Raw genomic sequence first — 16,908 nt, 5'->3', positions numbered from 1 at the left:
GCCGCGTGACCGGACCTACGGCACCGGCCGTTCCAGCGCCGCCAGGACCGGTGCCACGCCGTCCTCCTCGGCCAGCCGCCGGGACAGCTCCCGGGCGCGGGAGCGGTGACGGGGGTCGCCCGTGGCGCGGCGCAGGGCGGAGGCGAGGGCGCCGGCGGTGAGGTGCCGCAGCGGGACCGCGCACGGCGCGGTGCCCAGGGCCACCAGACGCGCCGCCCAGAAACCGCCGTCGAACTGCACGGGCACCGGCACGGTGGGTACGCCGGCGCGCAGGACGGCCGCCGTCGTGCCGGCGCCCGCGTGGTGCACCACCGCGGCCGTGCGGGGGAACAGCAGGGCGTGCGGCACGTCCCCGACGGTGAGCACGTCGTCGGTCCGCGCGGCGAGACCGGCCCAGCCCCGCTGGATCACCCCGCGCAGCCCCGCCGCGCGCAGGGCGCGCACGATCTCGGCACTGACCCGCTCGGGGTGGGGCACCGTGGCGCTGCCCAGCCCGATGAACACCGGTGCCGGCCCCGCGGCGAGGAACTCCTCCAGTTCCGGGGGCAGTCGGCGGGTGTCGTGCGGCCACCAGTACCCGGCCACGTCCAGTCCGGGCCGCCAGTCGCGGGGGCGGGGCACCACGAGTTCGCTGAACCCGTGCAGCACGGGCCAGTGGGCCCGCTCGTGGGCCCGGCGGAGCGCGGCCGAGTCGCGCAGGCGCATGCCGTGCCCGGTGCGCAGCCGGTCCACGGCCCGGGCCTGGACCCGGTCGACGGCGGCGGTGACGGCGCGTCCGCCCAGGCGGTTGGCCACGATGCCGAGTGAGCGCCCGCCCAGCATGGGGGCGCCGAACTCCCGTGTCGGGTGCTGGGGTTGCAGAAACAGGCCGAGGCTCGGCAGCCGGAGTCCGTCGGCGATGGCCGCGCCCAGGGGGGCCACCGCACCCGCGGCCAGGACGACGTCGGCGCCCCGGGCCGCCTCGACGAGGGCGTCGGTCATCTCCTCCGCCGCCGACCGGGCCATCGACGCCGCGCGCAGCAGCTTGCCGAGCCCGGTACTGCTGGCGTGCAGACCGCGACCGCGCGCGGAGTGCGACAGGGCGTGCGGATCGACCGGGGTGGGGTGGAACCGCACCCCCGAACCGTCGGTCAGGGGAGCGAAACGGGCGTGGGTGGCGAGCGTGACGTCGTGACCGCCCCGCACCAGCCCCGCGCCGAGCCCGGTGTACGGGGCGACGTCGCCGCGCGACCCCGCCGTCATGATCACCACTCGCATGGTCCCAGTCTGGACCGCCGATCCGGACGACACGCGGTCTCCGCCGGTACGGGGGCGAAAATCGCCGGTGCAGGTGACGGCCCGCACGCTCCGCTCACTCCGGGCCGGACGGGCCGGTGCCGAGAGCGGTGAGCAGGCCGGTGGCGGCCTCACGCAGGCGGTGAGAGGGGTCGCCGGTGAGGGCGGTCAGCCGGTCCCGGGCGTGCTCGGCGCCCGGTGGCCACGATCCGTCGGCGTCCACCCGGCGCCGCAGTCCGAGCACGGCTTCGTACCGGACCGGCTCGTACGGGTCGTCCAGGCTCCGCAGGAAGCGCCGCACGTCCTGCCGGACGTGCTCGTCGGCCGCCTCGTCCCCGTCGAGGAGCGACAGCGCGGCGGCCCGGACGTCACCGGAGTCGGTGGTGTCCGCCAGGCGCCGCACGGCGGGGAGCGCCTGGGTGAGGCCCCGGAGCGCGTTGCGGGTGCGCCAGACATGCCGGGTGTCGGTCTCCAGGTGGCTCGTGAGCACCCGGGCCACCACATGGCGCTCCCACCAGCGCAGGCCGTTCTCGACGACGTGCTCCAGTCCGTCCAGGACGCCGGCGCGCAGGTCGTCGTCCGCGTCGTCCAGGAGCGGCAGCAGCAGCCACACGGCGTCCCACCGGCCGCCGGCCCCGATCGCCGTGGCGCAGGCGGCCCGGGTGCGGGCGGGGACCGTCCGGTCGGCCAGGGCGGTGCGCAGACGGGTGGCGGCCTCGTCCGTGCCCACAGCGCCCAGCATCCGCGCGGCCGGTGGCCCGGCGACCGGATCACGCAGCCACCCCACCGCCGTGTCGGTCAGGCCCCCGTCGGTCCGGTCGCCCAGGTCGCGCAGCAGGACGGCGGCGACCTCGGGGTCCCGCTCGGTCCGCAGGGCTGCCGTCAACGCCTCCTTCGCCTGCGGTCGTTCCACGTCGGACAAGCGCCGGGCGGCCTGGACGCGCACCTGCGGGAACGGATGGCGCAGGCCGTCGAGCAGCGCGTCGAGGAGCGGCTCGATGCACTGCCGCGGCAGCTCCTCCAGCGCCCGGGCGCGGGCGGCGCCCGCGCCCTCGCGGGCCGTACGGATCACCTCCGCGCGCACGTCCTCGTCGCCCCTGCAGACGTACAGCAGAGTCCGGGCCCGTCCCCACACGGCGGAATCCGGGTCGCCGAGCAGAGCGGCGAGGGCCCTGGCGTCCCCCGGGACGCCCAGGGCCGCCAGTCCCTCCAGGGCGACGATCCGCACGTGGCGGTCCGGGTCGGACAGCCGCCGGGCGAGGGCTTCGACGACCGGCGGGCCGTCGAGGCCGAGCCGGGTCGCGGCCACGCAGGCCCTGCTCCGCACGCGCGGATCGGCGTCGCCCATGAGGGGCGGCAGGACCTCGCGGCCGGCCTCCGCGATGCCGAGCCGGCCCAGGGCCCTGGCGGCGGCCGCGCGCACGCGGGGTTCGGGGTCGGCGGCCGCCCCGGTGAGGACGGGGACGTGTTCCGCCCCGCCCCGCCTCCCCAGGCCCGTCAGCGCCGCGACGCGCCGCTCGGGCTCCGGCGCCGCCGACTCCCGCAGGAAGAAAGCGATCTGATGGTCCGCCCCCATGGACACCTCCCTCCCAGGAAGACCACCGAGCCGGGCGAAGGTTGCCCTTCCGGCCGGCGAACCACGCGTCGCGCCGCGCCGGTTGGGCAGGGAGTGGGGTACAGGTTCCCTCGCGTGACCGGAGGTACGGATGGACATCGGCATAGGCCTTCCCAACACGGTTCCCGGCACCGAAGGCCGGGTGCTCGTGGAGTGGGCGCGGCGGGCCGAGGAGGCGGGGTTCAGCACGCTCGGCACGATCGGGCGGCTGGTCTACCCGGGCTACGAGGAGTTGGTCGCGCTGAGTGCGGCCGTGGCCGTGACCAGCAGGATCCGGCTGACGACGAGTGTGCTGCTGGGGCCGCTGTACACGAACGCGGCACTGCTGGCGAAGCAGGCGGCCTCCGTCGACCGGCTGTCCGGGGGACGGTTCGTGCTCGGCGTGGGGCTGGGCGGGCGCGACGACGACTTCGCGGCGAGCGGTCTGCGGACCGCGGGCCGGGGGCGCCGGCTGGAGGAGCAGCTGGCGGAGCTGAAGCGTGTCTGGGCGGGCGAGGAGCGGGGGTTCGCCGGTGCGATCGGGCCCGAGCCGGTGCGCGAGGGAGGTCCCGAGCTCATTCTGGGCGGTGCGACCGAGGCGAGTTTCCGGCGGGTGGCCCGGCTGGGCGACGGCTGGATCATGGGCGGCGGCACGCCGGACACGTTCGCCCGCGCCGCGGCCGGCGTCGACACCGCGTGGCAGGAGGCGGGACGTACGGGCACGCCCCGCAAGCTGGCGCTGGCCTACTTCGCGCTGGGCCCGGACGCGCGGGCCCACGCCGACGGCTATCTCGGCGACTATTACGGCTTCCTCGGCGAGGCCGCGGCGCAGGTCGCGGCCGGGGCGGCGGTGACCGCGGAGATGGCCGCGTCCTACGCCGAGGCGTTCGCCGAAGCCGGCTGCGACGAGCTGATCTTCGTGCCGGCGGCGTCGGATCCGCGGCAGGTCGAGTGGCTCGCCGAGGCGACGCGCTGAGCCGCCGGCCGCTTCAGGACGCGTCCTAGGCGAGCGGGGCGATCCCCGCCTGCCCGGCCCGGAGTTCGGACCGGACGAGTTCCAGGAGGCGCCCGGTCCAGTTGCGGCCCCGGCCGCCGTTGTCGCCCCAGTGGCCGGAGTCGTCGTCGTAGACGAGGGTCGCGTCGGCCGTGTCCAGCAGGACGCGGGCGAGATGCGGGTGCTGGGTGTACTTGGCCCGCAGCAGGGCGGTCATGACGGCGGTCCGGGCCTCTTCCCACCCCTCGCGCCGGGGTGCGCCGACCGCCGTGTTGCGTGCGGCGAACGCCGTGTCCGCGTCCCGGGCGGCGGCCCGGGCCGCGGGGTCCGCGGTGGACAGGGCCCAGTACGCATGGGCCACCGAGGGGTAGGTGTCGCCGTCGACCCGGACGGGCGCGGGGTAGTCGTTGCGCAGCGCCTGCTTGCCCGGGTTGTCCGAAGGCTTGAACGGATAGCTCTGGGGGAGGTGGATCGCGGGGGCCATCGGGGCCGCAGGCCCGTCGGCCGGGACGCGTGCGGGGCGTTCGGCCAGCCATCTGGCCCGGTCCTCGAAGTAGGCGACCGCCTCGTCGTACTCGTCCTGGTCCACGGTCGCGCCGGGCGGCGACGCGAGCTCTCCGCCGGGCCCGGTCACCAGCAGGAGGAGCGGCTCGTCCTTGCGGTCCATGTCGCCGAGCGCGTAATGCCGTTGGGTCTCGGGGATAGCGTAGTAGGCGGCGCGGGCGGCGGCCCGGTTCTCCTCGGTCCGCTCGGCGAGGAACACGTCGACGGCGGCGAGGCAGCGGTCCGTGGAGTCCGGCCGGCCGTTGAGCTGGTCGATGGTGTCACGGATTTCGGCCAGCAGCAGCTCGGGGGTGTGCCAGGAGTGGGGCTCGCTGAACTTCCACACGGCCAGGTCGTGGGCGGAGACCCGGGCGCCGTCCGGGAGTTCGGTGGCGACCCAGCCGCTGCGCAGCTTCCGCTCGAACTCCTCCAGGGTGACCAGGCCCCAGCAGTCGATCAGCCCGTCCGCGTAGATGAACAGGTCGGTGAGGTAGTAGTCGCCGTTGCGGATGAAGGCGTGACGCCAGGTTCCGGGGATGCGGACGCCGTCCGCCGTGCGGGAGGTGATGCGGTTGCCGATCATTCAGGCCATTGTGTCCGCACCGGCGATCACCGCAAGGGAATTGTCGCCACGGGACTGTGCACACCCGCAGAGCCGGGTCCTCCGTCACGGCTCGGCGGAGGACCCGGCTCCCGGTGGGTGCGGTGGCTCAGGAGGACTGGGCGCTCTGGTACAGGTTCTGCGCGTCGGCCCCGAAGTACGGGCCGTACATGGCGTTGGGCAGGAAGTTGTACTTGAAGCTGTTCACCGACGACTGCAGGCCGGTGCCGGTCGCCTCGCTGAACTGGGTGAACCACGGGCCGCCGCTGGAGCCGCCGGTCATGTTGCAGGTCAGGCCGTGGTCGCCGGAGAGCAGGAAGTCGCGGAAGGTGGTGCCGCTGCAGTAGATGAACTTCTCGCCGTCGTAGGGAGCGGCGGCCGGGAAGCCGAAGGAGTACATGGCCTTGTTGTAGCCGGTGTTGAAGGCCAGGCCCTGGCCGCCGACGACGTCGGTCAGACGCTGCCCGTCGAGCGGGGCGACGACGGCCGCGCCGATGTCGTAGTTGATGTCCTCACTGGCCGTCCACTGCGGCGTGGCCAGGGTCCTGGCCGCCGCCCAGGTGCCGTACGGGCGCTGCCCGTCGTGGTAGCCGGGCACGAACACCCAGTTGGTGTGCCAGGCGCCCTGCATTTTCACGCAGTGGCCGGCGGTCAGCACCGTGCTCTTGTTGGCGCTGGTGACGGCGTTGCCGGAGCAGGAGGCGGTGCGTCCCTGGTAGGTGAAGAAGACCCGTCCCGCCGTCCTGGTCACCGCTCCCCCGCCGGACCAGGGTCCGCCGCCGTGCGGGAAGGCGAGGGGCCCGACGGCGGAGGCGGGTGCGCTGGGTGCGACGACAGCGGCCTCGCCCTTGCGCGGCGCCGCGGTCCGCACCTGGGAGCGGTCGACGGTCAGGACGTCGAGCGGGGTGGCCGCGCGCATCCGTTCCGGGGTCCAGAAGGCCAGGGCGCGTTGCTGCGCCGAGGGGGCCGCCACGCCGGGTTCGGGGGCGGCGCCGGCCGGTGCGGCGCTGACGCCGGTCGCGAGGAGCGCGGCGACACCGGCGAGTGCGCCGAGGACGCTGCGGCGCACGAAGGCGGCGCCGGACGGGCGAAGGCTACGGGGTCTGCCTATCACGCGGTCTCCTTCTGCTGTGGGGGCCGGGCGGCGGGAGCCGTCGCCCGGTCAGGCAGGGGTGTCACTGCGGACAGTCAGAGGGCAGCGTGCCACCGGAAGACCGAGATGGACAGGTGCATGTCAGAACGATGGCCGAAACGGCACGCACGCTCCGCGTGGAGCGCACACCGGAACAGGGCGTCCGCCCGCACGCGGCGGGCACGCACGGGGGCATGAAGGAACCCGGCCTCCGGGCGGAGACCGGGTTACCGGTGGAGCCGTGGGGTCAGAGGGCGGGGCCGGTGCCACCGCCCGGCTGGATGCGGCCGCGCCAGCCGCCGGACTCACCGCCGCGCTCCTCGATGTACTGCTTGAAGCGCTTCATGTCGCCCTTCACCCGGCGGTCGATGGTGCCCATCATGTCCGCGGCCTTCTCGGCCATCCCGCTGGGCTCGACCTCCATCACGAGCTCCACCCGCGTGTGGGTGTCGTCCACGCGCTCGAAGCGCACGGAGCCGCGCTGGTTGACGTCTCCGCTGGTCGTGCGCCAGGTGACGCGCTCGTCGGGCAGCTGGTCGACGATCTCCGTGTCGAACTCGCGCCGTACGCCGCCGACCTTCGTCGTCCAGTGGTTGTGGCGGTCGTCGACCTGCCTGACCTCCTCGACGCCCTCCATGAAGTTCGGGAACTCCTCGAACTGCGTCCACTGGTTGTAGGCGGTGTGCAGCGGGACGTCGACTTCCACGGTTTCCTTGACGGTGCTCATCTGTATGCCTCCGTTTTTCACTGATCGACTGCGGGAGGCCCATCGGCCCACACCCGGATCCGGGCTCGTGGCGGTCGAGTACCCGGGATGCCGCGCTTGCCACCTCGCGGATGATCGGCGGCCTCCCGGAAACCGGCCACACCAGGCGGTCGAACACGGATACGATCCCGGCGTGCGCCTTCCCCGATCGGCCCCGGGCTGGACCATCGCCGTCTTCGGCGTGCTCGCCGCCGCCCTCGGGGCGGTGGGCCTGGTCTCGCCGGCCGTCCAGCTGTCCCTGCTCGGCCTCGGCGCGCCGGACGAGCGCGCGGCCGGGGACTTCACACCCGCGTTCCTGACGGCGTCGTCCATGGCCGCCCTGAACATGGGTGTGTACTACGTGCTGGCGGCCCTGGCCGACTGGCGGGCCTTCTTCCGCTGGACCGTGCCGTTCCGGCTGCTGACCTGCACGGTCTTCATCGTCGCCGCGATCGGCGGCAGGGCACCGGACGTCTTCGTCGGGGTCGGGGTGTGGGAAGGGCTGGGAGCGGCGGCGACGGCCGTGGCGTTGCGGTACGACCGCCGTCAGGCGGCGGGCGGGGCGGTCCCGGCCGTGTCCGAGCGGAGGCCGTGACCCGAGGAGGCTCGGCCGGATCACGCGGTGGGTGTCGGTCGCCATGCCCCAGGACGCCAGGGACGCGACGTTTCACCCACCGGCCCCGGCCCGGTGGGATCCGCCGGCTTCAGAACCGGTTCTGCTGCTGCGGCTGCCCGTACGGCTGCCCGCCCTGGCCGCCCGCGTTCTGGGCCTGCAACTGCTCCGCCTGCTCCTTGGTCACCTTCTGTTCGGCACCGCAGAACGTGCACTGCGTCAGGTACTTCGTGGAGACGGGGAACAGGGGCACGAAGAACAGGGTGAACTTCGTGACGCGCTTGCGGAGCGTGTGCGCGGCGGGATTGCCGCACTGGCCGCACACCAGCGTCAGTATCGCCAGCTGGTACAGGTAGCCCTTGGTGCCAAAGATGATCACGTGTCGGTCCTCCCGGGTCGGATCTTCATCCAGTGTCCTGTATCTCGGGTCGGTGCGGTGTGCGGGCCCCTCGTTCGTGTGGAGCGCCCGGCGGGCTGTGGTCCAAGCGGGTGACAGCGGGCCGGGAGCCCCGGGGTACGCCGGTACGGTGCCGCGGTGACCTCGATCTCAGCCGAAACGCAGCCCGTGCCGACCGACGACCTGGGCTCCCTCGTCGTCCAGTCCTGGCGGGGCACCACCCCTGAAGGTGTCGACGTCCCCTACCTCCTGGCCTGCCCCCTCGGGGACGGCGCGAACGGTCCCGAGGCGACGGCGAAGGCCATCGAGCAGCTGCTGGAGAGCGCCGGGCTGCCCCTGGGCGAGGGGCTCGTCGACGCGACGCAGCGGCCCAGCATGCCGGTGAGCCTGCTCGTCGTGCCCGGGTCGGCCGTCCTGACCGTGCAGCACCTCAAGTCGCAGTTCGTCCCGCCGCAGACCTGGCTGGAGGCGGTGGCCGGGCTCGGCTTCTCCTACCTGATCTTCACCACGCGCCCGTGGCCGGAGGGCGCCGAGCCCGGTGACGTGGAGACGCTGGCCGCCTTCACCTCCGACGAGGAGGTCCTCACCTCGGCGGTGCACGTGGTGCTGCCCGCCCGCAGCCTGCGCGGCTGAACCCCCGCGGCCCGGGCCACCGTCGCGTGGCCCGGGCCGCGGCGTGCCGGCGGTCAGGCCGACAGGGCCGCCAGCACCACGCTCTTGGCCTCGTCCTGGACCCGGCGCAGGTGGTCGGGGCCGAGGAACGACTCGGCGTAGATCTTGTAGACGTCCTCGGTGCCGGACGGGCGGGCGGCGAACCAGGCGTTGTCCGTCGTGACCTTGATGCCGCCGATGGGGGCGCCGTTGCCGGGGGCCTCGGTGAGCACCGCGGTGACCGCGTCCCCGGCCAGGGTGTCCGCGCTGACCTGAGCCGGGGAGAGTTTGGCGAGCAGGGCCTTCTCCTCGCGGGTCGCCGGGGCGTCGATGCGCGCGTACGCCGGCTCGCCGAAGCGGGCGGTGAGGCTCGCGTAGTGCTCCGAGGGGGTCTTGCCGGTGACGGCGGTGATCTCGGAGGCGAGCAGCGCGAGCAGGATGCCGTCCTTGTCGGTGGTCCACACGGAGCCGTCGCGGCGCAGGAAGGACGCCCCGGCCGACTCCTCGCCGCCGAAGCCGATGGTGCCCCCGACGAGCCCGTCGACGAACCACTTGAACCCGACGGGCACCTCGACCAGTTCGCGGCCGAGGTCGGCGGCCACCCGGTCGATCATGGCGGAGGACACCAGCGTCTTGCCGACGCCGGTGGCGGCCGGCCAGTTCTCGCGGTGGGCGTACAGGTAGGAGATGGCGACCGCGAGGTAGTGGTTGGGGTTCATCAGGCCCGCGTCCGGGGTGACGATGCCGTGCCGGTCGGCGTCGGCGTCGTTGCCCGTGGCGATCCGGAACCGCTCGCGCTGCTCGATCAGGGACGCCATGGCGTACGGCGACGAGCAGTCCATGCGGATCTTGCCGTCCCAGTCCAGCGTCATGAAGCGCCACGTGGGGTCGGTGTGCGGGTTGACGACGGTGAGGTCGAGGCCGTGCTGCTCGGCGATGCGGCCCCAGTAGGCGACCGAGGCCCCGCCGAGCGGGTCGGCTCCGATGCGCACACCGGCCGAGCGGATCGCGTCCAGGTCGAGGACGGCGGGCAGATCGGCGACGTAGGTGCCGAGGAAGTCGTAGCGGCTCGTGGTGGCGGCGGCGAGGGCTCGGGCGTGGGAGACGCGGCGTACGTCCTTCAGGCCGCCCCGGATGATCTCGTTCGCCCGGTCCTGGATCCAGGAGGTCGCGTCGGAGGCGGCGGGACCGCCGCTGGGCGGGTTGTACTTGAAGCCGCCGTCGGCGGGCGGGTTGTGGGAGGGGGTGACCACGACGCCGTCCGCGAGGCCGGTGGTGCGGCCGCGGTTGTGGGTGAGGATGGCGTGCGAGACGGCCGGGGTGGGCGTGTAGCCGTCCGCGGCGTCGATCAGCACCGTCACCTCGTTGGCGGCGAACACCTCCAGGGCCGTGACCCGCGCCGGCTCGGACAGGGCGTGGGTGTCGGCGCCCAGGAACAGGGGGCCGTCGATGCCCTGCTCCGCGCGGTACTCGCAGATGGCCTGGCTGGTCGCGGCGATGTGGTCGTCGTTGAACGCGCTCGCCAGCGACGATCCGCGGTGTCCGGAGGTTCCGAATGCGACGCGCTGCCCCGGGTCGTCGAGGTCGGGGTGGAGCGCGTAGTACGCGGTCACCAGCCGAGCGACGTCGACGAGATCCTCGGGTCCGGCCGGACTGCCCGCTCGCTCGTGCTGCATGGGCCCGCTCCTCCACATGGGTCGATCCTTCGTGTGCGCACCCATCCTTCCCCGTCAGGGCGGTGGCGCGCACCAGGGGCACCCCGGTGACGGCCGGATGTGCGCCATGCCACGTGCGGGGCGGACGCGCCCGCACACGAGAGGGCGGCGCTACGGATCACCGGGACGCCCGGTGACACGCCGCGCCGCCTGCTCCCTCGGGGCCGGCACGCCACGCGTGCCGGCCGGGGTCAGATCCGCCCGCCGGTGAGCCGGGTGAGCGGCCCGTGCGCGCCGCGTTCCGCACGGCGGCCCACGGCGTACGAGGCGGCGCTCAGCGCGGTCAGGCCGGCACCGACGCCCGCGGCGACGAGCTTGCGGTGGGCGATGACCGTCCAGGCCGTCTTCGCGGTGGCGGCGACGTGGCCGGAGGCCGTGGCGACCGCCTGGCGGCTCGCCTCGACGCCCTTGGCCGCGGTCTGCGCGGCCGTCCTGGCCGTCTGTGCGGACCGCTCCGCGCCCGACTTGGCGGCCGACGCCGCGTCACCGGCCTTGCCGGCCGCGCCCTTGGCGGCCTGGGACGCGGGGGCGGTCGCCTTGTCCGCCGCGCCGCGCACCTTGGACTGCGTGGCCCGGCCGGTCGACTGCTTCTGATTCGTGCGCTTGTTCTCTTCAGTCATGTGACACCGCTTTGCCTCGGACTCCCGCGCCAAACACGTTCGGTCGCGCACCGACCGGGCGGCTCGTGCCTGAGCACCCGGTCCAGGGGGTAGGCGAGCTACAGACACCCATCACGTCGATCACGAAGGACGGTGCGTCATGGCCGGAGTGCTCAACCGCATCAAGGAGTTCGCTCGCAGCCCGCAGGGACGGCGGGCCGTGGAACAGGCCAGGCGGGCGGCGGCCGACCCCCGCAAGCGGGCCCAGGCACAGCGTCTGCTCGGCAAGCTGCGCGGCCGCCGCCACTGACCGGCGGGCGTTGCGTCCCGTTACCCAACTCCTCGTGCCGGTAGGTGTGTTCGTGCCCCACTTGGGCACCTGGGTCGCATCAGACACCGGAGAGGAGATGGTTCGATGGGCAGCGCAGGCAACGGCAGGAGGCTGTGTGCCTTAGGAGTCGCCGGCGTGCTGGCGGGGACCGTGCTGGTCGGCTGCGGCGACGAGGGCGACCCGAAGGAGGCGGCGGACGCCTCCTCGGCGAAGGCGAGCCCGGGGGCCGAGGAGCAGGGCACGCGCGCGGTGCGCTCGGCCTACGACAGGACGGCCGAGGAGGACACCGCGAAGGTCGCCCTGCGGGTGCAGACCTCGGCCGAGGGCCGCTCGGAGACCGCGAACGGCCAGGGCGTCGTCGACCTTGAGGACGGCGACAGCGTCATGACGCTCACGGCGCAGGGGCAGCGCATCGAGCAGCGTGTGATCGACCAGGTGCTGTACCAGAAGCTGCCGAAGGGGCAGGCTCCGGGCGGCAAGCCCTGGATCCGGATCGACCTGGGCAAGGTCGCCGGGCAGCAGGGCGCGGGCGGGCAGGGGATGAACGACCCCGCGCAGTCCGCGGCGTACGCCAAGGCGATCACCGACAAGGACGTGACGAAGAAGGGCACGGCGACGATCGGCGGCGTGCGCACCACGCAGTACCGCGTCAACGTCGACGTCGCCGAGCTGCCCAACGGCCGGACCCTGCGCAAGCAGGTCGGGCCCACCCTGCCGATGGACGTGTGGCTGGACGACGAGGGCCGGCTGCGCCGGCAGCAGCTGGACATGACCGTCAAGGCCCCGTCGCAGTCGGCGGAACGGCCCTCCGGCGCCGCCTCGTCCGCGCCGGGGAAGGTCACGGTGCGCACGGTCATGGACTTCACCGACTTCGGCACGGAGGTCGAGGCGGAAGAGCCGCCGGCCGGGCAGGTCACCGACATGACCGGCAAGGCCCTCGAACAGGGCAAGCGGCAGAGCTGACCCGGCTCAGCGCACGTCGCGGCCGCGGAGGCGCCGTACGAGGTCGTCCGCGGCCGCCGGCCAGTCCGGCCGGTCGAAGGTGAAGCCCGCTTCGAGGAGGCGGCCGGGGACGACACGGCGGCTCTTGAGCAGCAGTTCGGTGTCCGAGCGCAGGACGAAGGCTCCGGCCTCGGCCATCCGGCGCGTCGCCGGCAGACCCACCGGGACGCCCCACGCGGCGCGCAGGTCCCGCATGAAGGCGCGCTGCGGCAGGGGCCCGGGGGCGGCGAGGTTGACCGGCCCGGCGATGTCGTCGCGGGCCACGAGGAATTCGACCGCCCGGACGAAGTCCCGGTCGTGGATCCAGGAGACGTACTGCCCGCCCCCGGCGACCGGGCCGCCGAGGCCGAGGCGGGCCATCCGCAGCAGCACGTCGAAGACGCCGCCGCGGTCGGGGCTCATCACCATGGCGGCGCGCAGGGCCACCTTGCGGGTGTGCGGGGTGGCCGCCTCCTCCTGGGCGCGCTCCCAGGCCTTGGCGATGTCGACGCTGTAGGACCAGTAGTCCGGGACGCCGGGTTCGCTCCCGCCGATCAGGCCGGTGGCCTCGTCGTTCGGGGCGTCGAAGCGGTGGGCGTAGACGGTCGCGGTGCTCATCTGCAGCCAGACCCGGGGTGGCTTCGCGGCGGATGCGATCGCCTCGCCCACGGCCCGGGTGGAGTCCACGCGCGAGTCCATCATCAGGCGGAGGTTCTCGGGCGTGTACCGGCAGTTCACGCTCCGCCCGGCCAGGTTGACCACGACGTCACTGCCGTCGATCTCCTCGGCCCAGGGGCCCGGGTTCGTGCCGTCCCAGTACACCTCTCCCTCACGGGCGGGGCGCCGGCTCAGCACCACGACCTCGTGTCCGGCCGCGCTCAGCGCGCGCCTGAGAACCGTTCCGACCTGTCCGGTCCCACCGGGCATCACGAACTTCACGCAGGCCTCCCCCATCGAGTGTGGGAACGACTCTAGCCCATATTTGAACGCGTTCAAATCATCGCGGGTGCGGGGCCCGGTCCGCGCGGATGTGCCGTTCGGGCAAGATGGGGCCATGAGCGTAGTCAAGATCAACGTGCTGACCGTGCCCGCCGAACAGCGGGAGACGCTGGAGAAGCGCTTCGCCTCCCGCGCGCACGCCGTGGAGAGCTCCGACGGCTTCGAGTGGTTCGAGCTGCTCCGCCCGGTGGAGGGCACCGACACCTACCTCGTCTACACGCGCTGGCGTGACGAGGAGTCGTTCCAGGCCTGGATGGAGGGGCCGATGAAGGCCGCGCACCAGGGCGGCGGCGAGGGCGGCGAGCGGCCCAGGCCCGCGGCGAGCGGCTCGACCCTGTGGTCCTTCGAGGTCGTGCAGCAGGCCGGGCCGAAGAGCGTCTAGTCCTGCCGGCGACCGGCGGGAGGTCCCCCGTACCGGCGGTGCGGGGGCCTTCGCGTGCGGGGCGGTGCCGGTGTTCAGCCCTGCCGCGAGCGGCTGGGGGCGGCCGTACGGCCGACCGCGGCCGCCAGCTTGCGCAGCCGGCGCCAGTCCAGCCGCGGGGGCGCCTCGGGAACCCCGGGCCGGTCGCGGGGTACCCGGACCCGCAGGGCGCGCCGGGCGATACGGCAGTGGACGGGAGCCGGCAGGGTGAGCGCCTCACCGTCGAGGCCGACCTCCAGCTGCGGCTCGTCGGCCTGCACGACGACACGCTGGGCGGTGAGCACCGTGAGCCCCTCGGGCCGCGGCGAGAGCAGCAGTTCGGCGGCTTCGACGGCGCTGTCGACGCGGACGGCGAGCACGCCCAGCCGCCCGGAGTTCAGCCGCTCGCGACGGCCGAAGCCGAACGGGTCGTCCATGCGATACGCGTTGTTGCTGACCAGGACGGCCTGCGGGTCGGCGATGGCGGTGCCGTCGGCGACGGCCGTCAGCCGCGGCCCGCTCTGCCGGGTGAGCAGTTCGGGCAGCCGCTCCAGCGCCGCGCCCACCTTGTCCTCGCGGTAGCCGGGGCTCTGGACGACGGCGCCGTAGACACCGAACGAGGCGTTGTTGACGAACGGCCGGTCGGCGGCGAAGCCGAGGTCCACGCGGAGTTCGACGCCGTCCGTGAGGGCGTCGAGGGAGGCGGCCGGGTCGTCGCGGTCCAGACCCAGGTCCATGGCGAAGTGGTTGCGGGTGCCGGCCGCGATGACGAGGAACGGCAGGCCGTGCTCGGCCGCGACGGCGGCGACCAGCGCCTGAGTGCCGTCCCCGCCCGCCACCCCGAGCAGATCGGCCCCGTCGGCCACGGCGGCCCGGGCGAGGGCGGTGACGTCCTGGTGCTGGTCGGGGTCGAGCAGCACGACCCGGGCGCCCAGCGCCTCGCCCTTCTCCTTCAGCTGGAACTTGCCGACCTTGCCGCCGCCGGAACGCGGGTTGAGCAGCAGGAAGGGGCGCCGCGGCGGCGGGGTGCGGTACTCCTTGACCCGAACCGGCCGCAGGCCCGTGCTGCGCAGCGCGTAACGGCCGCTCCAGACCGCCGCGCACCACAGCAGCAGCGACAGGAAGACCACCCAGAGCAGGTTGGCGGTGGCGAAGAGGGTGATGAGGGCGACGGGGGCGACCAGGGCCAGTGTGGCGGCGGCCATGCGGACCGCTCCACGCCGGGACAGCACCCACCACAGGGCGGCCGCGGTCAGCGCCAGGCCCGCCAGCGTGGCCACGAGCAGCAGCAGTCCCCGCAGGCCGCCGGAGACGAGAGGCAGCAGCACCGCCGACGCGGCCGCGGCCAGCGCCCCCCTGGCGGCCCATCGCTGACGGCGGTGGTGCCGTTCGCTCATCGCCGAACTCATCTCGCTCCTCCGCTCGAACCGGCCCGGGCGGGCCTTCGGGACCACGTCCGGCCGTGGACATGGTGCCCGCCGACGGCTCGGCCCGGCCACTGCCGTCCTGATGGCTCCCCCGCCGACGAGCACGTCAGACGCCAAGATCCTCCGGGGCGGAGCCATCGGTAGCGTACGCGGCTCGCGCGGCGCTGCGGCGCGCACCGGGGCACGCCGGTCCCCGTCCCCGCCTCACCGCGTGTCCCACCCTCTTGACCCAGTCAGTTTCATTACGCAACTCTGCTGGCACAGCCCTTGTCGACGAGGAGGCCGACACGCGATGGAGTGGACGGGCGCACGGTACGCGGACCGACCGACGGTCGAGGTGACGACGCGGGTCGCCGCGGCGCCGGAACGGGTGTGGCCGCTGGTGTCGGACGTGACACGGATGCCGGAGTTCAGCGAGGAGTTGCAGTCGGCGCACTGGGTCGGCGGAGCCCCCGGGCCCGTCGTCGGCGCCCGGTTCGTCGGCCGGAACCGGCACGACGCCCTGGGCGAGTGGGAGACGACCTGCACGGTCCTCTCGTGCGACCCCGGGCGGGAGTTCTCCTGGGCCGTCGGGGATCCGGCGGAGCCCAGCGCCGTCTGGCGCTTCGCGCTGGAGCCCGGGGACGGCGGGACCACGCTGTCGCACTGGATGCGGATGGGGCCGGGGCGCTCGGGCCTCTCCTTCGCGATCGACGCCATGCCGGAGAAGGAGCAGAAGATCGTGTTCGTGAGGTTGCGGGAGTTCGAGCGCGGCATGACCGCCACGCTGGAGCGCATCAGGCAGCAGGTGGAGGCGTGATGCGGACGGCGACGACCGTCGAGGCGGCGGCTGTCGGCTCCTGGTCCCGGCAGGCCGACTTCGTCGTCGAGGCCGAGAGGCTCGGGCTCGACGTGTGCTGGGTGGCCGAGGCGTGGGGGTCCGACGCCCCGTCCGTACTGGGGTTCTACGCGGCCCGTACCGAGCGGATGCTGCTCGGCTCCGCGGTCATGCAGGTCGGGACGCGCACGCCGGTGGCGCTCGCCCAGACGGCGATCACGCTGTCCAACCTGTCCGGCGGCCGCTTCCTGCTGGGGCTCGGCCCGTCCGGGCCGCAGGTGATGGAGGGCCTGCACGGCGTGCCGTTCGCCCGCCCCCTGGCGCGGGTGCGCGAGACGGTGGACATCGTGCGGCAGGCGATCGCGGGGGAAAAAGTCTCCTACGCGGGAACGGAGTTCACGATCCCGCTGCCGGGCGGGGACGCGGTGCCGATGCGGCTGTCGGTGCGCGCCGAACACCCCGTCCCGGTGTATCTGGCCGCGCTGTCGCCCGCCATGCTGCGGCTGACCGGCCGGGTCGCCGACGGCTGGCTCGGCACCAGCTTCGTCCCGGAGGGCGCGGCGGACGCCTACTTCGCTCCGCTGGACGAGGGCCTGGCCGCCGCGGGCCGCGGGCGCGCCGGTTTCGACGTCTGCCAGGGCGCCGAGGTCGCGTTCGCCCCGGACGAGGAGGCGCTGGGCGCCATGGTCGCGGACCGGAAGAAGGAACTGGCCTTCAGCCTCGGCGGGATGGGGTCGGCGTCGACGAACTTCTACAACCGCGCCTACAGCCGGCAGGGCTGGGCCGAGGCCGCGGCGGAGGTGCGGGAGCGCTGGCAGGCGGGTGACCGGGACGGCGCGGCCGCCCGGGTCACCGACGAGATGGTGCTGGCGACGACCCTCATCGGCACGGAGGAGATGGTGCGCGCGCGACTGCGCGTCTGGCGGGACGCCGGGGTGGACACCGTGCGCCTGTACCCGGCCGGGGACAGCCTCGACGAACGGCTCGCCACCCTCGGCAGGGCGATCGAGCTGGTGCGCGAGACCGGTGACGGCGTGTAGGGCGAGGAGGCCGGCCATCTCCTCCAGCGCCTTCGAGGCGCCGTGACGGCAGCG

General features: G+C 74.0%; 18 protein-coding genes. 8 read left to right on the top strand and 10 right to left on the bottom strand.

Translation table 11 applies throughout. The annotated features are described in order from the left end of the window. Positions 1-15 precede the first annotated feature (15 nt). Both ACIGAQ_RS27870 and ACIGAQ_RS27865 read right to left on the bottom strand, forming a co-directional pair. Positions 16-1,257, bottom strand: a complete 1,242-nt coding sequence (locus tag ACIGAQ_RS27870; protein WP_399787402.1) for a glycosyltransferase — start codon at positions 1,255-1,257, stop codon at positions 16-18. A 94-nt stretch (positions 1,258-1,351) separates the two neighbouring features. Beyond that, entirely contained in the window at positions 1,352-2,851 is a 1,500-nt protein-coding gene (locus tag ACIGAQ_RS27865; RefSeq protein ID WP_399787399.1) for a HEAT repeat domain-containing protein, read from the bottom strand. Between the two features lie 130 nt (positions 2,852-2,981). Here ACIGAQ_RS27865 and ACIGAQ_RS27860 point away from each other — a divergent pair, with 130 nt between their 5' ends. Next, positions 2,982-3,845, top strand: a complete 864-nt coding sequence (locus ACIGAQ_RS27860; RefSeq protein WP_399787396.1) for an LLM class flavin-dependent oxidoreductase — start codon at positions 2,982-2,984, stop codon at positions 3,843-3,845. Positions 3,846-3,870: 25 nt separating this feature from the next. Here the strand turns inward: ACIGAQ_RS27860 and ACIGAQ_RS27855 are convergent, their stop codons facing one another. The 3 genes from ACIGAQ_RS27855 to ACIGAQ_RS27845 form a co-directional block, all read right to left on the bottom strand. Continuing rightward, positions 3,871-4,989 carry an NADAR family protein gene (locus ACIGAQ_RS27855; RefSeq protein WP_399787393.1) on the bottom strand — a complete coding sequence of 373 codons (1,119 nt, stop codon included), beginning with the start codon at positions 4,987-4,989 and terminating at the stop codon, positions 3,871-3,873. Positions 4,990-5,116: 127 nt separating this feature from the next. Continuing rightward, positions 5,117-6,121: a trypsin-like serine peptidase gene (locus ACIGAQ_RS27850; protein ID WP_399787390.1), complete on the bottom strand. Its 1,005-nt coding sequence runs from the start codon at positions 6,119-6,121 to the stop codon at positions 5,117-5,119. Between the two features lie 265 nt (positions 6,122-6,386). Next, the gene (locus ACIGAQ_RS27845) at positions 6,387-6,866 is read right to left on the bottom strand and encodes an SRPBCC family protein (RefSeq protein ID WP_311678702.1); all 480 of its coding nucleotides are present in this window, start codon (positions 6,864-6,866) and stop codon (positions 6,387-6,389) included. Positions 6,867-7,038: 172 nt separating this feature from the next. On the opposite strand from ACIGAQ_RS27845, the gene ACIGAQ_RS27840 reads away from it, so the two are divergent. Further along, positions 7,039-7,479 (top strand): hypothetical protein, encoded by a 441-nt coding sequence (locus ACIGAQ_RS27840; protein WP_399787387.1) that lies wholly within the window; start codon positions 7,039-7,041, stop codon positions 7,477-7,479. Between the two features lie 109 nt (positions 7,480-7,588). On the opposite strand, the gene ACIGAQ_RS27835 is transcribed toward ACIGAQ_RS27840, so the two are convergent. Continuing rightward, on the bottom strand, positions 7,589-7,876 hold the full coding sequence (locus tag ACIGAQ_RS27835) for a zinc-ribbon domain-containing protein (protein WP_311678706.1): 288 nt from the start codon (positions 7,874-7,876) through the stop codon (positions 7,589-7,591). A 156-nt stretch (positions 7,877-8,032) separates the two neighbouring features. Here ACIGAQ_RS27835 and ACIGAQ_RS27830 point away from each other — a divergent pair, with 156 nt between their 5' ends. Next, positions 8,033-8,527, top strand: a complete 495-nt coding sequence (locus tag ACIGAQ_RS27830) for a DUF5949 family protein (RefSeq protein WP_311678707.1) — start codon at positions 8,033-8,035, stop codon at positions 8,525-8,527. A 53-nt stretch (positions 8,528-8,580) separates the two neighbouring features. Here the strand turns inward: ACIGAQ_RS27830 and pgm are convergent, their stop codons facing one another. Both pgm and ACIGAQ_RS27820 read right to left on the bottom strand, forming a co-directional pair. Next, the gene (pgm, locus tag ACIGAQ_RS27825) at positions 8,581-10,221 is read right to left on the bottom strand and encodes a phosphoglucomutase (alpha-D-glucose-1,6-bisphosphate-dependent) (RefSeq protein WP_399787383.1); all 1,641 of its coding nucleotides are present in this window, start codon (positions 10,219-10,221) and stop codon (positions 8,581-8,583) included. A 230-nt stretch (positions 10,222-10,451) separates the two neighbouring features. Continuing rightward, the gene (locus ACIGAQ_RS27820) at positions 10,452-10,880 is read right to left on the bottom strand and encodes a hypothetical protein (RefSeq protein WP_311678709.1); all 429 of its coding nucleotides are present in this window, start codon (positions 10,878-10,880) and stop codon (positions 10,452-10,454) included. A gap of 139 nt (positions 10,881-11,019) precedes the next feature. Here ACIGAQ_RS27820 and ACIGAQ_RS27815 point away from each other — a divergent pair, with 139 nt between their 5' ends. Both ACIGAQ_RS27815 and ACIGAQ_RS27810 read left to right on the top strand, forming a co-directional pair. Then, entirely contained in the window at positions 11,020-11,169 is a 150-nt protein-coding gene (locus tag ACIGAQ_RS27815) for a hypothetical protein (RefSeq protein WP_179272443.1), read from the top strand. 105 nt (positions 11,170-11,274) lie between these two features. Next, positions 11,275-12,153, top strand: a complete 879-nt coding sequence (locus tag ACIGAQ_RS27810; protein ID WP_399787380.1) for a hypothetical protein — start codon at positions 11,275-11,277, stop codon at positions 12,151-12,153. Between the two features lie 6 nt (positions 12,154-12,159). Here ACIGAQ_RS27810 and ACIGAQ_RS27805 read toward each other — a convergent pair whose 3' ends face one another. Further along, on the bottom strand, positions 12,160-13,110 hold the full coding sequence (locus ACIGAQ_RS27805) for an epimerase (RefSeq protein ID WP_399787377.1): 951 nt from the start codon (positions 13,108-13,110) through the stop codon (positions 12,160-12,162). 115 nt (positions 13,111-13,225) lie between these two features. Here ACIGAQ_RS27805 and ACIGAQ_RS27800 point away from each other — a divergent pair, with 115 nt between their 5' ends. After that, positions 13,226-13,552: an antibiotic biosynthesis monooxygenase gene (locus ACIGAQ_RS27800; RefSeq protein WP_311678715.1), complete on the top strand. Its 327-nt coding sequence runs from the start codon at positions 13,226-13,228 to the stop codon at positions 13,550-13,552. 74 nt (positions 13,553-13,626) lie between these two features. Here the strand turns inward: ACIGAQ_RS27800 and ACIGAQ_RS27795 are convergent, their stop codons facing one another. Next, positions 13,627-14,979 carry a diacylglycerol/lipid kinase family protein gene (locus ACIGAQ_RS27795; RefSeq protein WP_399787373.1) on the bottom strand — a complete coding sequence of 451 codons (1,353 nt, stop codon included), beginning with the start codon at positions 14,977-14,979 and terminating at the stop codon, positions 13,627-13,629. Between the two features lie 310 nt (positions 14,980-15,289). On the opposite strand from ACIGAQ_RS27795, the gene ACIGAQ_RS27790 reads away from it, so the two are divergent. Beyond that, on the top strand, positions 15,290-15,796 hold the full coding sequence (locus ACIGAQ_RS27790) for an SRPBCC family protein (RefSeq protein WP_399787370.1): 507 nt from the start codon (positions 15,290-15,292) through the stop codon (positions 15,794-15,796). After that, on the top strand, positions 15,796-16,854 hold the full coding sequence (locus tag ACIGAQ_RS27785) for an LLM class flavin-dependent oxidoreductase (protein WP_311678718.1): 1,059 nt from the start codon (positions 15,796-15,798) through the stop codon (positions 16,852-16,854). Before ACIGAQ_RS27790 ends, ACIGAQ_RS27785 begins: the two co-directional genes overlap by 1 nt. Positions 16,855-16,908: the final 54 nt, after the last annotated feature.

It is taken from the genome of Streptomyces sp. NPDC085932 (assembly GCF_044540525.1).
GTDB classification, from domain to species: domain Bacteria; phylum Actinomycetota; class Actinomycetes; order Streptomycetales; family Streptomycetaceae; genus Streptomyces; species Streptomyces levis.
The sequence above is the reverse complement of the archived record's forward strand: the minus strand, read 5'-3'. Positions and strand labels throughout refer to the sequence as shown.

What these genes read in the sequence shown, in the direction of transcription:
- ACIGAQ_RS27870 (WP_399787402.1), bottom strand. Translation starts at nt 1,257, where the DNA reads ATGCGAGTGGTGATCATGACGGCGGGGTCGCGCGGCGACGTCGCCCCG.
- ACIGAQ_RS27865 (WP_399787399.1), bottom strand. Translation starts at nt 2,851, where the DNA reads ATGGGGGCGGACCATCAGATCGCTTTCTTCCTGCGGGAGTCGGCGGCG.
- ACIGAQ_RS27860 (WP_399787396.1), top strand. Translation starts at nt 2,982, where the DNA reads ATGGACATCGGCATAGGCCTTCCCAACACGGTTCCCGGCACCGAAGGC.
- ACIGAQ_RS27855 (WP_399787393.1), bottom strand. Translation starts at nt 4,989, where the DNA reads ATGATCGGCAACCGCATCACCTCCCGCACGGCGGACGGCGTCCGCATC.
- ACIGAQ_RS27845 (WP_311678702.1), bottom strand. Translation starts at nt 6,866, where the DNA reads ATGAGCACCGTCAAGGAAACCGTGGAAGTCGACGTCCCGCTGCACACC.
- pgm (WP_399787383.1), bottom strand. Translation starts at nt 10,221, where the DNA reads ATGCAGCACGAGCGAGCGGGCAGTCCGGCCGGACCCGAGGATCTCGTC.
- ACIGAQ_RS27820 (WP_311678709.1), bottom strand. Translation starts at nt 10,880, where the DNA reads ATGACTGAAGAGAACAAGCGCACGAATCAGAAGCAGTCGACCGGCCGG.
- ACIGAQ_RS27815 (WP_179272443.1), top strand. Translation starts at nt 11,020, where the DNA reads ATGGCCGGAGTGCTCAACCGCATCAAGGAGTTCGCTCGCAGCCCGCAG.
- ACIGAQ_RS27810 (WP_399787380.1), top strand. Translation starts at nt 11,275, where the DNA reads ATGGGCAGCGCAGGCAACGGCAGGAGGCTGTGTGCCTTAGGAGTCGCC.
- ACIGAQ_RS27800 (WP_311678715.1), top strand. Translation starts at nt 13,226, where the DNA reads ATGAGCGTAGTCAAGATCAACGTGCTGACCGTGCCCGCCGAACAGCGG.
- ACIGAQ_RS27795 (WP_399787373.1), bottom strand. Translation starts at nt 14,979, where the DNA reads ATGAGTTCGGCGATGAGCGAACGGCACCACCGCCGTCAGCGATGGGCC.
- ACIGAQ_RS27790 (WP_399787370.1), top strand. Translation starts at nt 15,290, where the DNA reads ATGGAGTGGACGGGCGCACGGTACGCGGACCGACCGACGGTCGAGGTG.
- ACIGAQ_RS27785 (WP_311678718.1), top strand. Translation starts at nt 15,796, where the DNA reads ATGCGGACGGCGACGACCGTCGAGGCGGCGGCTGTCGGCTCCTGGTCC.